Annotated in this window: 16 protein-coding genes; 13 read left to right on the forward strand and 3 right to left on the reverse strand. The window is 32.5% G+C overall.

The features are described from left to right. The gene (gene rpiB, locus ACFQ39_RS05235; RefSeq protein ID WP_377176934.1) at positions 1 to 435 is read right to left on the reverse strand and encodes a ribose 5-phosphate isomerase B; all 435 of its coding nucleotides are present in this window, start codon (positions 433 to 435) and stop codon (positions 1 to 3) included. 828 nt (positions 436 to 1,263) lie between these two features. Between rpiB and rnr the strand changes: the two genes are divergently transcribed. The 3 genes from rnr to tatA are packed head-to-tail and all read left to right on the forward strand — an operon-like array spanning position 1,264 to position 4,320. After that, on the forward strand, positions 1,264 to 3,408 hold the full coding sequence (gene rnr, locus ACFQ39_RS05240) for a ribonuclease R (protein WP_377176935.1): 2,145 nt from the start codon (positions 1,264 to 1,266) through the stop codon (positions 3,406 to 3,408). A 9-nt stretch (positions 3,409 to 3,417) separates the two neighbouring features. Then, a complete protein-coding gene (locus tag ACFQ39_RS05245; protein WP_377176936.1) occupies positions 3,418 to 4,080 on the forward strand; it encodes a head GIN domain-containing protein in 663 nt (220 codons plus the stop codon). A gap of 51 nt (positions 4,081 to 4,131) precedes the next feature. Then, positions 4,132 to 4,320, forward strand: coding sequence for a twin-arginine translocase TatA/TatE family subunit (tatA, locus tag ACFQ39_RS05250; protein ID WP_377176937.1), 189 nt, complete (start codon positions 4,132 to 4,134; stop codon positions 4,318 to 4,320). A 30-nt stretch (positions 4,321 to 4,350) separates the two neighbouring features. On the opposite strand, the gene ACFQ39_RS05255 is transcribed toward tatA, so the two are convergent. Next, entirely contained in the window at positions 4,351 to 5,271 is a 921-nt protein-coding gene (locus ACFQ39_RS05255) for an SPFH domain-containing protein (RefSeq protein ID WP_377176938.1), read from the reverse strand. 86 nt (positions 5,272 to 5,357) lie between these two features. Here ACFQ39_RS05255 and ACFQ39_RS05260 point away from each other — a divergent pair, with 86 nt between their 5' ends. Continuing rightward, on the forward strand, positions 5,358 to 5,711 hold the full coding sequence (locus tag ACFQ39_RS05260; protein WP_377176939.1) for a 6-phosphogluconate dehydrogenase: 354 nt from the start codon (positions 5,358 to 5,360) through the stop codon (positions 5,709 to 5,711). Next, positions 5,708 to 6,265 carry an acyl-CoA thioesterase gene (locus tag ACFQ39_RS05265; protein WP_377176940.1) on the forward strand — a complete coding sequence of 186 codons (558 nt, stop codon included), beginning with the start codon at positions 5,708 to 5,710 and terminating at the stop codon, positions 6,263 to 6,265. Before ACFQ39_RS05260 ends, ACFQ39_RS05265 begins: the two co-directional genes overlap by 4 nt. A 2-nt stretch (positions 6,266 to 6,267) precedes the next feature. Here the strand turns inward: ACFQ39_RS05265 and gltX are convergent, their stop codons facing one another. Beyond that, a complete protein-coding gene (gene gltX / locus ACFQ39_RS05270; RefSeq protein ID WP_377176941.1) occupies positions 6,268 to 7,785 on the reverse strand; it encodes a glutamate--tRNA ligase in 1,518 nt (505 codons plus the stop codon). A gap of 85 nt (positions 7,786 to 7,870) precedes the next feature. Between gltX and ACFQ39_RS05275 the strand changes: the two genes are divergently transcribed. From ACFQ39_RS05275 to recO, 8 genes are all read left to right on the forward strand, one after another. Further along, positions 7,871 to 11,095: a DUF4175 family protein gene (locus tag ACFQ39_RS05275; protein WP_377176942.1), complete on the forward strand. Its 3,225-nt coding sequence runs from the start codon at positions 7,871 to 7,873 to the stop codon at positions 11,093 to 11,095. Then, positions 11,088 to 11,501, forward strand: coding sequence for an rRNA maturation RNase YbeY (gene ybeY, locus ACFQ39_RS05280; protein ID WP_377176943.1), 414 nt, complete (start codon positions 11,088 to 11,090; stop codon positions 11,499 to 11,501). The genes ACFQ39_RS05275 and ybeY overlap by 8 nt, the downstream gene beginning before the upstream one ends. 36 nt (positions 11,502 to 11,537) lie before the next feature. Next, the gene (gene mnmG, locus ACFQ39_RS05285; protein WP_377176944.1) at positions 11,538 to 13,415 is read left to right on the forward strand and encodes a tRNA uridine-5-carboxymethylaminomethyl(34) synthesis enzyme MnmG; all 1,878 of its coding nucleotides are present in this window, start codon (positions 11,538 to 11,540) and stop codon (positions 13,413 to 13,415) included. Between the two features lie 50 nt (positions 13,416 to 13,465). After that, on the forward strand, positions 13,466 to 14,377 hold the full coding sequence (locus ACFQ39_RS05290; protein WP_377176945.1) for a class I SAM-dependent methyltransferase: 912 nt from the start codon (positions 13,466 to 13,468) through the stop codon (positions 14,375 to 14,377). A 242-nt stretch (positions 14,378 to 14,619) separates the two neighbouring features. Then, entirely contained in the window at positions 14,620 to 15,195 is a 576-nt protein-coding gene (locus tag ACFQ39_RS05295; RefSeq protein WP_377176946.1) for an OmpH family outer membrane protein, read from the forward strand. Positions 15,196 to 15,441: 246 nt separating this feature from the next. Further along, positions 15,442 to 18,243, forward strand: coding sequence for an OmpA family protein (locus tag ACFQ39_RS05300; RefSeq protein WP_377176947.1), 2,802 nt, complete (start codon positions 15,442 to 15,444; stop codon positions 18,241 to 18,243). A 185-nt stretch (positions 18,244 to 18,428) separates the two neighbouring features. After that, positions 18,429 to 20,744, forward strand: a complete 2,316-nt coding sequence (gene porZ / locus ACFQ39_RS05305) for a type IX secretion system anionic LPS delivery protein PorZ (protein ID WP_377176948.1) — start codon at positions 18,429 to 18,431, stop codon at positions 20,742 to 20,744. Between the two features lies 1 nt (position 20,745). Next, positions 20,746 to 21,462 (forward strand): DNA repair protein RecO, encoded by a 717-nt coding sequence (recO, locus tag ACFQ39_RS05310; protein ID WP_377176949.1) that lies wholly within the window; start codon positions 20,746 to 20,748, stop codon positions 21,460 to 21,462. Position 21,463 lies beyond the last annotated feature (1 nt).

Here is a 21,463-nt window from a genome sequence, read left to right on the forward strand (position 1 = left end):
TTATTTTGGTACAGGTATTTTTTTAATTCTATTAAGATGTCTACCCCCTTCAAAATGAGTATTTAAAAAAATATCTACAAACTTTAATGCTTGTTCTTCACTAACAAACCTTGCAGGAATACTTAAAATATTAGCATCGTTATGTTGTCTGGCAAGTTCAACTATTTCTTCATTCCATACCAATGCTGCCCTAATTTTATCATGATGGTTTGCCGTAATGGCAGCACCATTACCACTCCCACAAATAATAATACCATAATCTGCCTGACCTGATTCTACCGCTTCAGCAACCGGGTGAACGGTATCGGCATAATCCATACTTTCATCTGTATCGGTTCCAAAATTAATAACCTCAATTCCTTTTTGTTGAAGAGCTTCAACTATCGAAAATTTATATTTCGTACCTGCGTGATCATTACCAATGGCTATTTTCATGTCTTAAATTTTTACAAAATTACATTTTTTGGGTTTTATAAACACGTAAATAATTATATGTTAATAGTAATATCGAACAGATTGTCATTCAACTGTTTAGCATGTTACTAAATTGTTAATATAATTTAAGTTTAATCTTAAAACATTATTTTGATTTATCATAAAAAAATATAAAGCAGTTTTAATTTATATTGTCACATATAAACTTGTATGATTTTACACTATAGTTATTAACAAAAAAATGAATAGTTATTAAAAAATATATAGTGGTTTTTTATGAGTAAAGTAGTGGTTTTTGGTTATAAACATTATGTGGATAAAGTATATAATAATACATCAAATCAACCTTTTATAATTGTAAAACATGTTCATTATTTTTTATAACTCTATAAAGCAAATAAAAATTGATAAACTTAATATACAAATGAACAAGCTATAATAACAACCATTTCATTTAAATTTAAATTTTATAAAAAAAATATAATAATATATATTGTTGATAAGATAATTTTTATACCTGCTTGGTTTGTGTAAGAATAAGTGTTGATACAGAATCTTTAGAAGCAGACACACACTCAGATTTTCTAAAAGAATGATCTATACTGAGTTTAGTAGCAAGAATTCCTAATGAAAATAGGAGTAGGAAAATGATCATTATTTTAAAGAAAAACTTCATAAGGATTTAAAGGTTATATAGTCAAAGACGAATAAAGTTTCAAAATGTTACAAAAAAGTTAAATTTTAAGATTTTCTTTCCTGATTGTTTATATGGGCTTAATTTTTAAGTATGCATTTTATCGTACATTTACTCAATAATAAGCTCATTAAATGACAAAAAAGAATAAAATAGGTCAAAAAAAAAGTAAGAATATTTCAAAAACAGTTTTACAGGTTTTTGTTAGTAATTCATCTAAATCATTTAATTATAAGCAAGTAGCATCCAAATTAAACCTGAACGACAGTAAAAGTAGAAATGAGGTAATCCAAGCAATTGCTGAGTTAAAAGCGATGAGTAAGATTGAAGAAGTTGAACGCGGTAAATATAGAGTTGTGCCAGAAAGTGACTATTATACGGGTAGAATAGAAATTACCGCCAATGGAAACGGTTATGTAATTTGTGATGAATTAGAGCATGATATTTATATCCCTTCGCGAAATGTAAACAAAGCACTAAACAATGATTTAGTTAAAGTATATGTATACAGCCGAAAGAAAAACAGAAAACAGGAAGGTGATGTTATAGAGATTCTAAAAAGGTCAAAAACAGAATTTGTAGGCGTTACTGAGTTGCACGAAAATTTTGCTTTTGTTATTCCTGATGATGCCAAGATGTATTGTGATATTTTTATTGCAAAAGAAAATGTAGTTGATGTAGAAGATGGAGACAAAGTATTGGCAAGTATCATAGATTGGCCAGAGAAATCTAAAAATCCTTTTGGAAAAATTATGCAGGTTCTGGGTAAACCTGGTGACCATGATACAGAAATGCATTCTATTTTATTAGAATACGGGTTACCCTATAAATTTCCTGATGAAGTAGAAAAATTTGCCGAAAATATTCCTATTGAAATTTCGGAAGAAGAAGTAAAGAAAAGAAAGGATTTTAGAGAAATACTAACCTTTACAATAGATCCTAAAGATGCCAAAGATTTTGATGATGCGCTTTCTTTTGAAGTATTAGAAAACGGAAATTTTAAAATTGGAATTCATATTGCAGATGTCTCACATTATGTAAAAGAGAAAACACTTTTAGACGATGAAGCTTATAATCGGGGAACCTCTGTATATTTAGTTGATAGGGTAGTACCCATGTTACCGGAAATTTTATCAAATAATGTTTGTTCTCTGCGACCAAATGAAGAAAAACTTACTTTTTCTGCTGTTTTTGAAATGGATACCAAAGCTCATTTAGTAAATCAGTGGTTTGGAAGAACGGTTATTTTATCTGATCATAGATTTACCTATGAAGAAGCACAAGAAATAATTGAAGATTCTAGTGAACTGAATAATAAAGACCTTACAAATGCAGTTTTAGAACTAGATAAGTTGGCTAAAATTTTGCGTAAGCAAAGAATGAATAAGGGTGCGATTTCATTTGATAAAACAGAAGTAAAATTTGATTTAGATGAAAATTTTGAACCAATAGGAGTTTATATCAAAGAATCAAAAGATGCCAATAAATTAATAGAAGAATTTATGTTGTTGGCTAATAAAAAGGTAGCAGAATTTATAGGTCAAAAGGGAGGAAATCCAACGAAAAAAACTTTTGTTTACAGGGTTCACGATGAACCAAATATTGACAAATTATTTGCTTTAAACGGAATAATTCACAAGTTTGGTTATAGCATTGATATGCGTAATAAGAAGGGAATTACACAATCTTTGAATAAATTACTTTCTGATGTGCATGGTAAAAGTGAATCGAATATGATAGAAACTTTAACAATTCGATCTATGAGCAAGGCCGAGTATACCACAGAAAATATTGGGCATTACGGTTTAGCATTTGATTACTACACACATTTTACTTCTCCTATACGACGTTATCCTGATGTAATGGTACACAGATTATTACAACATTATTTAGATGGAGGAAAATCTCCGGACCAGGAAATGTATGAAGTACATTGTCAACATTCTTCAGAACGAGAAGTAATGGCTACGAGAGCTGAAAGAGATTCTATAAAATACATGCAGGTAAAATATATGCAAGACCATGATAATCAAGAATTTGAAGGGGTAATATCTGGTGTAACGGAATGGGGATTATACATAGAAATTATTGAAAATAAATGTGAAGGTTTGGTAAGAATTAAAGATATACAAAGTGATTTTTATATATTTGACGAAAAACAATACGCTTTGGTAGGTCAAAGCACAAAGGAAATGTACCAATTAGGAGACCTCGTAAAGGTTAAGGTAAAAAATACCGATCTCGAGAAAAAACAATTGGATTTTTATTTAATTGAATAATAAAAAAAGATGTTTAAACGCATATTAATTTTTGTTTTGTTTTGTCAAACTTTGATGGCTCAAAATGAAATTACCAGTAATTTAGGTGATTTTAACGAAATAAAGTCATACAGAGGATTAACGGTTAAACTCGTTAAAAGTGATGAACAAAAAATTGTAATTCAAGGAGAAAAAGCCAGTGATGTTATCGTAAAAAATATCAATGGTGTTCTAAAAATTACCATGTCCATCATTGAAACCTTTTCTGCGGAACAAGTAAATGTAACTGTTTATTATAAAAATTTGGAAATTTTAGATGCAAATGAAGGTTCTAAGATTACTTCAGATAAGGTTTTTGAACAGAATAAAATAACGACAAAATCACAAGAAGGAGGAATTATTGAAGTAGATATTAAAACTGAATACCTCGATGTCAAAGCAATAACAGGTGGGATAGTAAAACTCAAAGGATCTTCAACCAATCAGAATGTAATTATTAATTCGGGAGGAAATTACTACGGAGATAATTTAGTGACAGAATACACAAATGTATCTGCATCTACAGGTTCAAATTGTACTGTAAATGCTACAAAGATGGTTGATGCCAATGCTAAAATTGGGGCAACGATTACAGTAAAAGGAGATCCAAAAGAGATAAAGAAAACAGAATCACTTGGCGGATACATTCGTTAATAAGTGTTTATTTACAATTAATTACTAACTTTGCTCCAAAATGTTACAAACATGTTACAGTTAATTTTTTTAGGATTTGTTGGTCCTTGGCAATGGATAATTATTGGTCTAGCCATTCTGTTGCTTTTTGGAGGTAAAAAATTACCAGAATTAATGAAGGGTCTCGGAACTGGCATTAAAGAATTTAAAGATGCCACAAATGCCGATGACGAAAAAGAAAAGAGTAAAAAAGCAGAATGATTAACAAGATAAAAACCTAAAATACAAATTTTAGGTTTTTTTATGAGTACTGTTTTTTTCCATATCCGTTATCTTATTTGCAGCTAGAAGAGAAGCCGTCATATCATTCAGCATTGTACTTGCTACATTAGGATTATTAGGTAATAAAATCAAGTTACTATTATTTTCTGTTCCAATGGCCTGTAATGTGTCGTAATGTTGGGTAATGACAATTAAGGCAGAGGCTTCTTGAGGATTAATTCCGGCATTATTTAACGTATCAACACTTTCTTCTAAACCACGTGCAATTTCCCTTCTTTGATCGGCAATACCTTTACCTTGCAACCTTTTACTTTCTGCTTCAGCTTTAGCTCTTTCAACAATTAAAATTCTTTGTGCATCACCTTCATGTTGGGCTGCAATTTTTTCTCTTTCAGCAGCATTAATCCTATTCATAGCCTCTTTTACGGATGCATCTGGATCAATATCCGTAACCAAAGCTTTAATGATGTCATAACCATAAGCCAACATCGCATCATTTAATTCTCTTCTGATGGCAAGTGCGATATCATCTTTTTTCTCAAATACATCATCCAAAATCATTTTAGGAACTTCTGCTCTAACCAAATCAAATACATAAGCTGTAATTTGTTCTTTTGGATTTTGTAATTCGTAAAAAGCTTCATAAACTTTGTTTTTCAAGATCTGATATTGCACAGAAATCTTTAAATGAACAAAAACATCATCTTTTGTTTTTGTTTCTATGATCACATCTAATTGCTGAATTTTTAAACTCACTTTTGCCGCGATTCTATCAATTAAAGGTATTTTAAATTGCAAGCCTGCAGTTCTTACACTTTGAAATTTACCAAAACGTTCAATAATAACCGCGGTTTGTTGTTTGACTATAAATGCAGCTAAAAAGATTATTAAAACGAATAAAACAACGAAAAAAGGAAGAACTGAAAACATAATTTACAGGTTTAAAGTATAAATTTACAAATTAAAAGCACGTTTACCTATTTTTATATTTTGTTATATATTTAAAAAAAATAATCATGAAGAAATTTTTAACCATCAGTCTTATTGTTGGAATTTTAGTCTTATTAGGATATTTTTTATTTGTGTACTACGTACCGTATAGCGAAGGTTACAGATCTGGTGAATTGGTGAAAATTTCCAATAGAGGAGTAGTTTTTAAAACTTGGGAAGGCAGATTAAGCCAGGGTGTTTCTGAATCGCAACACTTTGATTTTTCTGTAGAAGAAAAAGAAAAAGTAGTTTTGGAGCAATTAAAAGAGTTACAAGGGCATCACGTGAAGTTGACCTATATTGAAAGGTTTGGTACTTTCCCTTGGATGGGGGACACAAAGTATTATATCACTTCGGTTGAAAAAACAAGCAAAGAATGAGTAAAGGATTCAAAACAACTTCAGAATCTGATATCATTTTGACCGAATTAATGCTTCCTTCTTATGCTAATTTTAGTGGCAAAATTCATGGTGGTTTTGTTTTGTCCTTAATGGATAAAGCTGCGTTTGCTTGTGCATCTAAGTTTTCAGAAGAATATTGTGTAACAGCCTCGGTAAATCGAGTAGATTTTTTGAATTCTATTGAGGTTGGTGAATTGGTAACGCTTAAAGCAAGAGTTAACTACGTCGGGACATCCTCAATGGTGGTGGGTATTAAAGTAGTATCTCAAAATATAAGAACTGGGATGGAAAAGCATTGTAATTCCTCTTATTTTTCTATGGTTGCCATGGATGAGAATGGGAAAAAGACCAAAGTTCCAGGGCTAACCTTGTCGAACAAAGATGATGTGAGAAGATTTTTAAGATCTATCAAACACATCAAAATGAGAAATGAAAGAAAAATAGAATTTAGCGAGGATATTTTTATTCCGATCAATTACAATTATAAAGATATTTTAAAAGGTTACAATGTTCAGTTAAAGAAAATCGATTAATTCTAACCCATTTTCTCAATGCCATTTTTAATTCTTAAAATAGTTTCTTCTTTTCCAATAATATCCATAATATCAAAAAGATGGGCTCCTTTTAAGGCACCCACAAGAGATAGCCTCAGCGGTTGCATTATTTTGCCAAAACCAATTTCTTTTTGCTCAATCCATGCTTTAACTTCCTTTTCTAGTGATTCAGAATCGAATTTTTCTGAATTTTGAAGCAGGATCATTAATTCTTGCATTAAGTTGGCGGTATCTTCTTTCCAATTCTTTTTTACGGCTTTTTCCTCATAGGTTGAAGGCGCAGTAAAAAAATAATCACTTAATTCTTCCAAGTCTTTGACGAAAACAGCTCTCTCTTTAACAGATTGTACGATTTTTAATAATTTTTCATCAGAAACAACAATATTTTTTTTAGCTAATAATTCTTTAAAATCAGAGGTAACATGTTCATTTGAAGCACTTTTGAGATACTGTTGCTGAAACCATTTTGTTTTTTCGGGATCGAATTTTGCACCGGATTTATTGACTTTTTCAAGTTCAAATGTCTTTATTAGTTGATCCATATTGAATATTTCCTGTTCTGTACCAGGATTCCAACCCAATAAGGCCAACATGTTTACAAACGCCTCCTTATAATAGCCATCTTCTTTATAACCCCTTGAAACTTCTCCGGTTTCTTCGTTGGTATATGCCAAAGGGAAAACAGGAAAACCTTCTTTATCGCCATCTCTTTTACTTAATTTTCCTTTACCTGTAGGTTTTAAAATTAACGGTAAATGAGCAAATTGAGGAGCTTCCCAGCCAAAAGCACTGTACAATAATTCGTGTAGAGCCATACTAGGTAACCATTCTTCTCCTCTAATAACATGTGTTATCTCCATCAAATGATCATCTACGATATTTGCCAAATGGTAAGTTGGCATACCATCCGATTTGTACAAAACTTTATCGTCTAAAGTATTTGTGTTTATTTTAATTTCACCTCGAATTAAATCGTTGAGCGTCAATATTTCATTCTCAGGTATTTTAAAACGAATAACATATTTTTCTCCGTTTTCTATCTTATGCTTTACCTCTTCTGGAGATAATTTCAATGAGTTGTTTAAACTATTTCTATTGTGAAAATTGTATATAAAAGTTTCTCCTTTCTGCTCGTAAGAGGCTCTCAAATCCTCAAGTTCTTCGGCGGTATCAAAAGCATAGTAGGCTTTACCTTTTTTAACGAGTTCCTCGGCGTATTGCTTATAAATCTCTTTGCGCTCAGACTGTCTGTAAGGACCAAATTTACCTTCTTTTCCCGGACCTTCATCAAAGGGTATTTCTGCCCAATTTAGAGAATCTATAATATATTTTTCTGCATTGGCAACATACCTGTTTTGATCTGTATCTTCAATTCGAAGAACGAATGTACCTTGGTGCTTTTTTGCAAATAAATAGTTAAAAAGTGCAGTTCTTACACCTCCAATATGTAGAGGTCCGGTGGGACTTGGTGCAAAACGCACCCTTACAGGATGATTCATTTGGTTTAATTTTTGTGCAAAGATAATCGCTTAAAAGAGAAAACAGAAATTAGTCGTATTTTTATCCAATACCAATATATTGCGGATGGATCACGTCAAAGAAATAGAATTAAAATTAATTCAGTTTATCAGAAAGTTTCATGTAAATGAGATCATCAAAGGTGTGATTTTATTTACTGCCTTAGGCTTATTGTATTTTCTTCTCACCCTTGTTTTAGAATATTATTTGTGGCTTCAACCTCGCTTTAGATCTATTTTGTTTTGGAGTTTTATTGTGGTAGAGCTTATTTTACTCACATACTATGTGCTCATTCCACTTTTTAAATTATTTGGTTTTAGAAATGGAATATCCAAAGAAGAGGCATCGAGTATTATTGGTAAACATTTTGATGAAATAGATGATAAGTTATTGAATATTATTCAGTTAAAGAATCAGGAACCTACAGAGTTGGTTCTTGCCAGTATTGAACAAAAAGCATTGCAACTTAAACCATTTACTTTTAAAAATGCCATAAATTTTGCCTCAAATAAGGTATACTTAAAATTTTTAGGTGTCCCGGTTTTGGTTTTCTTTATAGCTAACTTAATTGGAGAAAAACAATTATTTTCTAGTAGTTTAAATAGAGTAGTTCATTACAACAAAGCGTATGAACCCCCAGCTCCCTTTTACTTTGAACTGAAGGATACTAAATTAGAAGTAATTCAGGGAAATGACCTAAAAGTGTTGATTCAACCCATCGGTGACCTAATACCCAATCAGCTGACAATAAGCTTTGAAGGTCAATCTTCTCTCATGAAAAATGAGGGAACATCGTTTTCATATTTATTTGAGAATATAGACCATTCATTTTCCTTTTATACCGAAGCAAATGGCGTAAAATCGGAAAATTTTGAAATTACTTTGATTGAAGCACCTAGTATTATTGATTTTTCTTTAGAATTAGTTTTTCCGGATTATTTAAAAAGGTCGATTGAGCAAATTAATAATACCGGAAACATTACTGTACCGGAGGGTACAAATGTTATTTGGAAAATTAGAACTAAATCAACGGATGAAATTACGTTTAAATCAGATGTCGAAACTGAGTTTGACAAGGTTAAACCAAATTATTTCGAATTTAAAAGAATTATTAGGAATGATTTAAAGTATCAAGTGTTTTCTTCAAATAAAAATTTGAAAGCTTACGAAAAATTGAGTTTCGAAATCGATGTTGTTAAAGATGAGTTCCCTGTGATTGAGGTGAAATCGGATATTGATTCAATCAGTAGAGGTGATGCACATTTTTTAGGATTAATAACGGATGATTACGGAATTTCGACTTTGGAATTTTGGTATAAAAGGTTAAATGATTCCATTTATACAAAACGGAATTTAACAATTCGATCCGATGTTTTAATTGAGTTTTTCCATTCTTTTCCAGAAGATATAGTTTTAGAACCCAAAGAGAATTATGAGTTGTTTTTTGTGGCCTATGACAATGATGGCGTAAATGGTAAAAAACTATCGCGATCAAATATTTTTTATTATCGTCAAAAATCAGAAGAAGAAGTACAGCGAGAATTGTATAAAGAGCAGCAGGGAAATATTGATTTATTTAAGTCAAATAATGAACGAATAAAAGATCTTAACGATGACTTAAATAACCTGAATAAATCTTTGCAATCTGAAGAGGGTTTAAACTGGAATAAAGAAAAGGAATTGGAAAAATATTTAGAAAAACAGACCAAACAACAAGAACTATTGAATAAAAATGCCGATCAACTAAAAAAGGATTTAGATGGAATCAAGGAGAATGGTTTTTTGGAGGATGAAAAGGAAGAAATCAAAAAGAGATTGGAAGAAGTAAGTGAGTCAGAAAAAAAGAGAAAACTATTAGAAGATCTTAAAAAATTGGCTGAGAAACTAAATAAGGAAGGATTGTTAGATCAGATGGATAAATTAAACAAATTGAATGAACAACAAGAAAAATCTTTAGAGAGAATTCTTGAGATGACAAAACAGTTCTATGTAGATCGGAAGATGGATCAAATTCAAAAGTCCTTGGATAATTTGGAAAAGGAACAAGGCGATTTGCTTAATAATGGCCAAGATTATGAAAAGCAAAAAGAGATAAACGAGAAATTTGAGGAGATTAAAAAGGAAACGGAAAGTTTAAAAGACCAAAATAATGAATTAAAGAATCCTCGGAATATACCCATTGAAGAAAAGGAAATGAATGAAATTTCTGAGGATTTAAAGAATGCCTTGGATAAATTGGAGAATAATTCTGGGGCTGCGAAAGAGAATCAAAAGAAGGCCCAAAGAAAAATGAAGGAGATATCTGAAAAGATGAAAGCAGGTATGGATGGTATGCAAATGGAGCGGATCGAGGAGAACATTGAAGATTTGGAACGAATTCTAAATAATTTGCTTATATTTTCTTATGATCAAGAGGACCTAATGAATGGATTTAAATCTAGTGAAGCTTTGCGTTCTGACTTTCCTGAAAAAATAAAAAAACAATATGTACTCAAAGAAAATTTTGAACATATTGATGATAGTTTGTATGCACTGTCGTTGAGGGTAGTGCAGATTAGCTCAAAAATTCAAGAAAATCTATCTGAGGCGCATTACAATTTGGATAAGTCGCTTGAAAATTTGGCCGAGAATAGAATAAATCAAGGCATTTCGAATCAACAATATACCATGACTGCAGCAAATGATTTAGCTGATTTACTGAGCAATGTTTTAGATAACTTGCAACAACAAAGTCAATCGCAGGGTTCTGGTAAAAGCAAAAGTGGGGAGTCCATAAGTTTGCCTGACATTATTAAAAAGCAGGAAGAGTTATTGAATCGTATGAATAATAATATGCCGACTAAGGATGGAAATGGAGAGAATGAATCTGAAAGTTTAAGTGGTGAACAATTTGAAATTTATAGGGAGCAGGTAAAATTGAGGAGACAATTAGAAAAGATCTTAAAAGAGAAAGGTTTGAATCAAAATAGTTATAATAAGACGAAGTCTGATATGGATAAATTAGAAGATTTATTATTGAATAAGGGTTTAAATAATGAGGCTAAAAGACAAATGGAAATATTAAAATATGAGTTGTTAAAATTGGAATCTGCGGCAGCCAAACAGGGTGAAGAAAATAATAGGGAGTCAACTGAAAACGAAACATTATTTAATAACGGGAAGGAGGGTTCTATGATTGAATTCAAGAAATTTAATATCACTGAAGAATTCTTAATGAGAAGAAACTTACCTTTGCAACCTTTTTATCAAGAAAAAGTAAATAATTATTTTAATAATGTGAAAAATGATTAGATTTTTTGAAGAAGGGAACATTAGGTTAACGAATAAAAGATTGATTAAAAATTGGTTAACAAGTTGTGTTGAAAGTGAAGGGAAATATTTACAGGATATAAATTTTGTTTTCTGTAATGATGATGAATTGCTCGACAAGAATATTAAGTATCTGAAACACAATACATTAACTGATGTTATTACGTTTGATTATTCTGAAAATGATCTTATTTCGGGTGAAGTGTATATTTCTGTCGATAGAATACAGGAAAATGCATCATTATTAAATGTAAAGTTTAGTGATGAATTGAATAGGGTCATGATACATGGAGTATTACATCTGCTTGGATATACGGATAAAACAAAGCTTGAGAAAGTGGAAATGCGAAAAAAGGAAGATGATTACCTTGCTTTAAGAAATTTTTGAAATGAAATTGTTTCACGTGGAACATAATTGAGTACTATGCAATTGAATGGATTTATATATGATGTAATTGTAGTAGGAGGTGGTCATGCTGGAAGTGAGGCTGCTGCTGCTGCTGCAAATATGGGGGCAAGAACATTGTTGATTACAATGAATTTGCAGAATATTGCTCAGATGAGCTGTAATCCAGCCATGGGAGGAATCGCAAAAGGACAAATAGTAAGAGAAATTGATGCCTTGGGTGGGTATAGTGGTATTATTACAGATAAGACGGCTATACAATTTAAAATGCTCAATAAATCAAAAGGACCTGCTATGTGGAGCCCAAGGGCTCAAAGTGATAGAATGAGATTTGCGGAAGCGTGGCGTCTACAATTGGAAAGTCTTCCTAACCTTGATATGTACCAGGAATCTGTGAATGGTTTGCTCATCGAGAATGATCATATTGTTGGGGTGAGAACAACACTTGGATTAGAAATTAAGTCACGTACGGTAATTATTACAGCAGGTACTTTTTTGAATGGCCAAATCCATATAGGTAATCAAACATTTGGAGGAGGTAGGGCAGGAGAAAATTCTTCAAAAGGCATTACGGAAGATCTTGTCAAATTTGGCTTTGAGGCTGGTAGAATGAAGACAGGCACACCACCTAGGGTAGATGGAAGGTCGTTGGACTATACTAAAATGATAGAGCAGCCGGGTGATGAAGTACCTTATAAATTTTCTTATTTGCCATCTGTAAAGCCATTGACAAAGCAAAGATCTTGTTATATGACCTATACATCAGCATCTGTACATGAAGTTTTAAGAGAGGGGTTTGAGGATTCTCCTATGTTTTCTGGAAGAATTCAAGGTGTGGGCCCAAGATATTGTCCATCGATTGAGGATAAAATAGATCGATTTGCAAGTAAAGAAAGGCATCAAATATTTGTTGAACCTGAGGGTTGGGATACTTATGAAGTTTATGTAAATGGGTTTTCTACCAGTTTACCATACGAAGTTCAGTCCAAAGCATTAAAACTAATTGACGGCTTTGAAAATGTAAATATTTTAAGATTTGGCTATGCAATAGAATATGACTATTTCCCTCCAACTCAATTAAAACATACGTTAGAAACAAAGTTGATTGAGAATTTGTATTTCGCGGGCCAAATTAATGGTACCACTGGATATGAAGAGGCGGCAGCACAAGGTTTAATGGCGGGTATAAATGCCGTATTAAAATTACAACAACGAGAATCTTTTGTTTTACAAAGAGATGAAGCTTATATAGGTGTTTTAATTGATGATTTAATTACCAAAGGAACCGAAGAGCCATACAGAATGTTTACTTCAAGGGCAGAATACCGTACACTTTTAAGGCAAGATAATGCGGATATTAGATTAACGCCAATGAGTTATAATATGGGATTAGCTTCAAAGGACAGATATGAAAGGGTTTTAAAAAAGCAGGAAAAAACGGATGTGCTAATTGACTTTTTGCAGCAGACAAGTATAAAACCTGAGGAAGTGAATGATCTATTAGTTCAGGTAGATTCTGCGCCTATTAACCAATCTATGAAAATGTATAAAGTCGCTGCACGGCCACAGTTAACATTTAAAGATGTTGAAACCTTTCCGAATGTGAAGGAATTTATAGATTTAAATGAATTAGATGAAGAGGTGCTTGAGCAGGCTGAAATACATATTAAATATGCCGGCTATATTGAAAAGGAAAAGAACAATGCAGACAAATTGAATCGCTTAGAAAATATTAAAATACCCGATAATTTTGATTATCATAGAATAAAGTCCATGTCTTATGAGGCGCGTGAAAAGCTTTCTAAAATAAGACCGGTATCTATATCTCAAGCGGCAAGAATCTCAGGCGTATCACCAAGTGATATTTCTATTCTGTTGGTTTATATGGGGCGTTAAGTTCAAAATGTTTCACGTGAAACATTAATCCAATAAGCATATTATTGTCTATGAAAAACGAAAATGTACAATCATTCTTGAGTAATCAAAAATTAGAATTGTTTTTAAAGAGTAAAGATTATTCTGTTTCTCAGGAATCATTTTCTTTAATGCTTGACCCAAGTTCAGATTTACTCATTACATATCCACAACCCGATGAGGTTGATTTACCAAAATACTACCAAAGCGATGCTTATATTTCGCATACGGACGGTAGTCGAGGTTTCTTAGAAAAGGCTTACCAATTTGTTAAAAAAATAACCATTCGCAATAAAGTTAAATTGATTAGCCCATGGATGGAGGAGTCTTCATATGTCTTAGATCTAGGTTGTGGAACAGGAGATTTTTTAAAAGCATGTGCAGAAAATAATTGGAAGGTTGTGGGCGTAGAGCCAAACAACATTGCAAGAAATTTAGCAGAAAAAAAAATAGACCTTCAAAAGGGTAAAGTAATTTATAAGTCCTTAGAAAAATTAAATGAGGATGTAGCTAAAGAATTAAATCAAAAATTTTCAATTATTACGCTTTGGCATGTTTTAGAACATGTTCCAGACCCTTTGTTATACTTAAGCACGTTAAAGGATCTGCTAGAACCTAATGGTAGAATAATTTTAGCTTTGCCAAATTTTAATAGTCACGATGCCCAGCATTATCAAAAATTTTGGGCGGCCTATGATTTGCCGAGACACCTTTGGCATTTTTCAAAAAAGGCAGTTTCGAGTTTGGCAAATGCAGTCGGCATGGAAACTGAAAAAATTTTACCGATGCCATTTGATGCATTTTATGTGAGTTTATTGTCAGAGAAATATGCCTATGGACAAACCAATTATCTTTCCGCTTTGTATAGAGGGTTAAAATCTAATAGCATGGCAAAATCGTCTGGAGAGTATTCTTCCCTTATATACATCCTTAAAAACAATTAAAATGCATTTTAAAACGATTTAAGAGTGCTTTTGGTTTAAAACGATTGTTGGGCTAGATCTCTAAAAACAAATCGCCTAAGCGCCTTTAAATAAGTCAGAGATTATAGGTAAATCTTATTGCAATAAATGTTTCATAAGTATTTCTTATAATGCACTTTTGAGTAAAAATCAAAATTTCTAACTAATTGTGTTTTGCGTAATTCAATTTTTTACATTTGCGGACTAAACTTAAATTATTTATAATGAAAAAATTATTGGGTGTTTTAATGTTATTGGTTTTTTTCACTTCTTGTAACCAACAGAAAATAGCGTATGTAGATTTTGAAAAGATCGTGAAGGAATACAATGGGTCAATAGAAGCCGAAAAGGAAATGCAAGCTGAATCTGACCAACTCTCTGCAGGGCTTGATCAAATGGCTAGTGAGTTTCAGGCAAATGTGCAAAACTATCAGCAAAAAATGCAAGGACTATCTGCTACAGCAAAAGCTGAGCAAGAGCAAGTTCTAATGCAACAGCAACAGCGTTTGCAACAACAACAACAAATGGCTCAACAGCAGCTGCAAACAAAAGGGCAAGAAAAGATGGATAAAATTAATGATGAGATTGAAGCCTATATCAAAGAATATGCACTAAAGAATGGTTATAGTTTTATCTTGGGAACTTCAGACATGACGAATACAGTTTTATTCGGAGATGAAAAACTTGATTTGACAGAAGTAGTCATTGAGAATTTAAATAAACTATCCGAAGTTTCTGAAACCCCAGTAGAGGAGGCGGTGGAAGAAATGAGCGAAGAAGAACCAGCTTCTAACAACTAAATAACTGAAAAACAAATGTTTATGAATTGATATTTTGTTTTTTCACAATTCGAGCCGGACAATTTGTCCGGCTTTTTTGTTTTTTGGAATTAATTATTCATCTGTATACTTATTCTTTAAAATCAACGTTATTAACATACTGTTGATTACTTTTTTTCTCCCCTGTTTTGTTTTAATTGATAGTCTGTAAAATTTATTAAAGGGATTTAAAGTATTAATATAGAAATGTTTAACAAGATTTTGGTTATGAAAAAGTTTATTCTATCACTTCTCATTTGTTTTGGATATGTATCACTAAATGCTCAATCAAATGGAAATTATCAAATTAAATTTTTAGAAGTCAATAGAGATAATTCTGATTATGCAGTTGCATTATTAGACGAAAATAAAATTGTTTTTACCTCAGAAGGTAACCGTGATTCAGAGAAAGGAAATAGAAATCCTCGTAAAAAACTTTTTGTAGGGGATATGGATTTTGATGGAGAAATACTTAACGTTACAAAAGTAAATAAAGACGAATCTAATAAATACAATACAACCGGCGTATCGTATACCAAAGATCAGAAAACCGTTTATTTCAGCAGAAACAGGCATGCCAGAAGTAAATCGAAACAAAGAAAGTCAAAAAATCAACGCATGGAAATTTTTCGTGCTAGGGTAGATGAAAACGGAAAATGGACTGACATAGAGAAATTGCCTTTTAATGATAAAAAAACTTCTGCCGGCTACCCAGCATTAAGCGCAGATGGAACAAAACTGTATTTTGTATCTAATAGATTACCTTCTTCAGGGGGTAATGATATTTTCGTAGTGAACATTAACAATGAAACTGAATTTGGTGAACCTCAAAATTTAGGCAAGACGATAAATACACCTGGAAACGAAACAACTCCATTTATAAATTCCAATAATGTTCTGTATTTCGCAAGTGACGGGCATAAAGGCAAAGGAGGATTGGATATTTTTGCTGCAGAAGTATTTGATAATCACGTATCAGATGTATATCACTTAGAGGAGCCAATTAATAGTTTGAACGATGATTTTGCCTATATTATAAATGACCAAACCAATACCGGATATTTTACATCAAACCGTTTACAAGGAAATGAAAATAATGATTTATATGCTTTCAATTTAGAGAAAGATAAATCTCTTGAAGATTGTTTTATCACAGTTGAAGGCTTAGTGAAAGACAAAAACACGCAAGCTTTACTTAAAAACGCAAATGTTGAATTATTTGATCTGAACAATAACTTGATTGAATCCATTCAAACAGCAGATGACGGTTTCTATTCGTTTAAAGTTCCTTGTAGCGAAGAGTACAATTTAGTTGGAAATTCTACCAATTACAAAGAACAAAAACAAAGAATTGAAATACTTGAGAATAATTACCACAAGATCTTACATTCTAATTTGAACTTGACTAAGTTGATGAAAAATGAAGTGGATGAGAGCAAAGATCTTTCTAAAATTTTAAACTTAGCACCGATCTATTTCGACTTTGATAAAGTAACAATTCGATCGGATGCGCGTTCAGAATTAGATAAGATCGTTAAAATTATGAAAGAGTATCCCGAAATTACAGTTGAAGCCAATGCGCATACAGATTCTTGGGGTCCTGCAGCATATAATAAGATATTATCAGAAAAAAGAGCTAAATCTACCGTAAATTATATAATTTCTCAAGGTATTGATCCATCCAGAATCATAGGAAAAGGGTTCGGTGAAGAAAGATTGTTGAACGATTGTGAAGATCCTTCACAATGTTCTAGGGCACAGAACCAGCTCAACAGAAGAACTGAGTTTATCATTACAAGCGCAGCCACGAGTATCCGACTTGATATTCACAAGAAAATCAAGAAAGAAGTTGTTGACAACAAGACTAAAACAGTAATGGAGATAACCGACAATTCTGTTGCGAGGGTAAATACAGATAGAGAAATTAAGAAAGTTGAGTTAAAAAAATCAACCAAAGCAATTGATACTTCTGAAAAATCTGTCGCAGATGTAAAAGTAAAAAGTGAAATTGAAAAAGTGGAGCCAAAAGAATCAGCTAAAAAAATGATTGCCGAGAGAGCGGCTCCTGAAACTTTGATTGAACCAAAAAGAATTGATCATAATAAGACTGAGAAATTGGTTGCAAGAAATAAAAAAGAACCGGTAAAAGTAGATAGAATTGATTTTGCTGATCTAGAGAATTCAACAACTGAAATGGCGTCTATAAATCCAAATGTAAAACCAACGAAAATAGAACCAAAAGAAGCAGAGACGGTTCTTGATGACAATGTTGAAATTTTGAGTGAGAAGTGGGTGACACAAGAGGAGGAGAAAAAACCAAAAACTATCGCAAAAGTAACGGTTACAAATGCCTCAGCAGAACCGAATAGATCAAAGAACAAAGCTTTAAATCACATAGATAGCGAAAAGTCTAAAATTGATGAAAAACTTAAAACGCTAGAACAAAAATACGATGAAGTACTCGCTAACAATCCAAGTAAAAAGCAATCCTATTTTCTGGAGAAAGAGAAGATCAGTGCTTTGAGAAAGGAAGTTAGTGAGGCGAACGATATCGGGTTCTCAAATATCATACAATACAACAATCAAATCATTTCATTTAATAAAACCTATCAACGTTTGCAGGGTGCAGAAAATAAAAAGGTACCCACAGAAAATGAGAATATCATCATTATTTCAGAATCTGTTCCTACAAAAAAAGATGACAAAAGCAATGTAACGGCCTTTATGGAAGAGCAAAAGGAGATAACTATTGAAAAATTGAATGACATTGAAAAAAAGTTTGTCCACGCAAAAAACATGAAACCTGAATATGCAGAAAATTGTTTGCAAGAGATAGAGAAAATTGATGCTTTTAGAAAGGAAGTTAAAAGTAACCCTTTGCCAAATTGGGATAATATTGTGGCTTACAAACAAACCATTAATACTTTTCATAAGAGCTATAAAGAATTAATGCTTCAAGCCAATGGTGGAATTTCTGCCAGAAACGCCAGGTTTAAAGATAATTCTGTTGCGAGTACAAGAACGCCATAAATTGAATTAAGTAAGAAAATATAAAAGCAAAACCAAGATTATTAAGTCGTCCCAAAAATGGGAAAATTGTGCTATTGAAAAAGAGTTGGTTTTATTTTGGTAACCCCGAGCATATTGCTCGGGGTTTTTTGTTTTAAATTGAAAGAGCTTCCATCGAATATAATATCTTTGAAAAAAATATAAGATTGGTACATCTAAGGTTTTTTATTTGTTTAAACACATTTCTTTTTTCCGCATTAGTTTTTTCCCAAGAAGATTTTAGCAATCTCTGGGAAGATCACTATTCTTATAATAATGTAAAGGATTTGGTAATTCGGGAAGACCAAATTTTTGCTGCTGCTGATAATGCTGCCTTTATTTACAACGAAGACAGTGGTTCAACAAAAAAGTTCTCTTCAGTATTTGGATTATCGGGTAAAACAACTACATCAATAATTTTTAGCGAAATTGCAGATAGTTTTGTTTTAGGTTATGAAACAGGTTTGATTGAAATAGTAGACAATAACGGAAATATCAGACTGGCCAACGACATAGAAAGATTAGATATTTCCGGACAAAAACAGATCAACCATATCGCAGAATTTGAAAATCTTCTCTATTTATCTACTCCTTTTGGCATTGTTGAATACAATATGAAAAATCTTCGTTTTGGGGATACTTTTTATATTGGGGCAGGGTCAGTTCCTGTATTTGTCAATGAAACAACTGTTTTTAACAAGACAATTTTTGCCGCAACAACGGACGGAATCTTCTCGGCAAATGTTGAGAATCCAAATTTGATCGATTTCAATAATTGGAAGCAACCTACAGGAGAATTACTTGGTAATTTTTCATCTATTACAGTATTTAATAACAGGCCGTTTACCGCAAAAGGAAATATTCTTTATGAAATGTTAGACAATGTTTTAATTCCGAGGCAAACATTTGATGAGAATATTTTAGCACTTAGAGCTTCAGACCAATTTCTTAGTGTAACACTAAATAATATGGCAATTGTTTTAAGTACAAATCTCCAGACGATCGATAGAGCAGGGAGTAGCAATGATTATCGTTTTAGCTTAAATACTTCTTTTACTCAAAAAAACGAAATTTATTTGGGCACGAAAGAATTTGGGATTCTTAAAAAGAAGTTCTTTTCCGATGTTTATGAAGAGATTCATCCTGTTGGACCTACTTCTAATGAAGTATTTTCTATCACAGCTCAAAACGGAGATGTATGGGTTGTTTATGGCGGTTATGATGCAGCTTTTACGCCGCTTAATAAACGCGCTGGCTTTAGTCATTACAGAGAATCTGAAAACAGTTGGTTCAATCAAGGTTTCGACCCCACATTTCCTGCTTTGGATTTGGTTAATATTACACTAGATCCAATGATAGAAGGAAAGGCTTATTTAAGTTCTTGGAACAGCGGAATATTGGTGCTTGAAAATGATGAACCTGTAGTGCTTTGGAACGATACGAATAGCGGTTTAGAAGATCTTTATCCACCCGGAAACCCTAATTCAAGTATTCGGATCAACGGAACTGCTTTTGATTATTCCGGCAATTTGTGGGTTGCGAACGCATGGGTTCCGAATCGATTGAAAAAATTAGAAACCAATGGCAACTGGAAGAGTGTAAATTTAAGTTCGATTATAACAAACGAGGCTTTTGGTTTAACAGAACTTGTTGTTGATAGAAGCAACAATATTTGGATCGGCTCAAGAAGAAATGGGGCCTTAGTATATCGTGAAAATGGAGATTTAAAAAAAGCTTTAATTACAGAAACTTCGAAGGGAAATTTACCAGATTTAAATGTAATAAGCCTGGCCGTAGATAGAAATAATCGTGTTTGGTTGGGAACAAGAAAAGGATTAGTGGTTTTTTCAAATCCGTCAAGTCTATTTTCAGAAGACATTTATGCCGCTGAACCAATTATCGTAGAGGATGATGGTATCCCAAAACGATTACTCGGAGATCAGCCAATAAACACAATAGCGATAGACGGCGCAGATAATAAATGGTTTGGAACAGATACGGGTGGTGTTTTATGTACAAATGGGTCAGGACAGGAGACACTGTATAGTTTTAACAAAGATAATTCTCCTCTTGCCTCAAATAGAATATTAAAAATTTCAATTGATGATTCCTCGGGGAAGGTTTACATCGCTACAGACAAAGGAATTGTCGCTTTTAAAAATAACGTTTCTCCTTACGGAGAAGCACTTGATGAGGTTTATGCTTACCCAAATCCCGCAAAAAGCGAACACGAAACGATTACCATTGATGGAAGAAATGGAACACATTTACCCAGAGGAACAAATGTAAAAATCTTAGATGTCGCAGGGCGTCTTGTTTTTGAAACGAATGTAATTGAAAGTCAATCTCCAAATGGAGGAAAAGTGGTTTGGAATAAGAAAAACTTGGCCGGTAGGACGGTCGCATCTGGAGTTTATCTTGTTCTTTTAACCTTACCTGATACCTCTGAAACATCAATTACGAAAATAGCCATCATCAATTGATATGATTTCAAAAACAAAAGCGATTGTAATATCATCAGTCAAATATGGCGACAGCGATTTGATTGTGAAATGTTTCACTCCTAATGGTTTAAGATCCTATTTACTTCGGCGTATTTATTCGAGTAAAAACAAACAAATTTCAATTGCATATTTCCAGGCCTTGAACCTCTTAGAGATTTCAGGAAGTGATAAAAAGAACGGTCAATTAAACACGATTAAAGAAGTAAATATTGACGTAGTATATCACAGTATCCATGGAAATATATACAAACAAAGTACGGCCATTTTTATGGCAGAAGTCTTGTCTTCTGTAATATGGGAAGAAAGTGATAGTCAATCCCTATTCGATTTTTTACATACCGCTTTTCAGTGGTTCGACGAACATCAAAATACCGCTAATTTTCATTTGGTTTTTCTCTTAAAGTTAACCCAGTACTTAGGTTTTTATCCTGAAGTAAAAAACAGCGACCTCAAATATTTTAATTTACAAGATGGAATTTTCACAAACGTCTATGAGAAAGAGAGTTGCATTGAGGGAAACATTTTAAATGTTTTTAAAGCCTTAATCGGCATAAATTTTGATAGTTTGGAAGAATTAAAATTAAGCTCAGGTTCACGACAAATAATTTTAGAAGTTTTAATGAAATATTTTCAAATCCATTTGACCGGTTTTAGGAAACCAAAATCATTAGAAATCTTCAAGGAGTTGTTTCACTAAT

The organism is Namhaeicola litoreus (assembly GCF_042679565.1).
GTDB lineage: Bacteria > Bacteroidota > Bacteroidia > Flavobacteriales > Flavobacteriaceae > Namhaeicola > Namhaeicola litoreus.

Bases quoted from the DNA above. Each gene is read 5' to 3' on its own strand.
- rpiB (WP_377176934.1), bottom strand. From the start codon at position 435: ATGAAAATAGCCATTGGTAATGATCACGCAGGTACGAAATATAAATTT.
- rnr (WP_377176935.1), top strand. From the start codon at position 1,264: ATGACAAAAAAGAATAAAATAGGTCAAAAAAAAAGTAAGAATATTTCA.
- ACFQ39_RS05245 (WP_377176936.1), top strand. From the start codon at position 3,418: ATGTTTAAACGCATATTAATTTTTGTTTTGTTTTGTCAAACTTTGATG.
- tatA (WP_377176937.1), top strand. From the start codon at position 4,132: ATGTTACAGTTAATTTTTTTAGGATTTGTTGGTCCTTGGCAATGGATA.
- ACFQ39_RS05255 (WP_377176938.1), bottom strand. From the start codon at position 5,271: ATGTTTTCAGTTCTTCCTTTTTTCGTTGTTTTATTCGTTTTAATAATC.
- ACFQ39_RS05260 (WP_377176939.1), top strand. From the start codon at position 5,358: ATGAAGAAATTTTTAACCATCAGTCTTATTGTTGGAATTTTAGTCTTA.
- ACFQ39_RS05265 (WP_377176940.1), top strand. From the start codon at position 5,708: ATGAGTAAAGGATTCAAAACAACTTCAGAATCTGATATCATTTTGACC.
- gltX (WP_377176941.1), bottom strand. From the start codon at position 7,785: ATGAATCATCCTGTAAGGGTGCGTTTTGCACCAAGTCCCACCGGACCT.
- ACFQ39_RS05275 (WP_377176942.1), top strand. From the start codon at position 7,871: ATGGATCACGTCAAAGAAATAGAATTAAAATTAATTCAGTTTATCAGA.
- ybeY (WP_377176943.1), top strand. From the start codon at position 11,088: ATGATTAGATTTTTTGAAGAAGGGAACATTAGGTTAACGAATAAAAGA.
- mnmG (WP_377176944.1), top strand. From the start codon at position 11,538: ATGCAATTGAATGGATTTATATATGATGTAATTGTAGTAGGAGGTGGT.
- ACFQ39_RS05290 (WP_377176945.1), top strand. From the start codon at position 13,466: ATGAAAAACGAAAATGTACAATCATTCTTGAGTAATCAAAAATTAGAA.
- ACFQ39_RS05295 (WP_377176946.1), top strand. From the start codon at position 14,620: ATGAAAAAATTATTGGGTGTTTTAATGTTATTGGTTTTTTTCACTTCT.
- ACFQ39_RS05300 (WP_377176947.1), top strand. From the start codon at position 15,442: ATGAAAAAGTTTATTCTATCACTTCTCATTTGTTTTGGATATGTATCA.
- recO (WP_377176949.1), top strand. From the start codon at position 20,746: ATGATTTCAAAAACAAAAGCGATTGTAATATCATCAGTCAAATATGGC.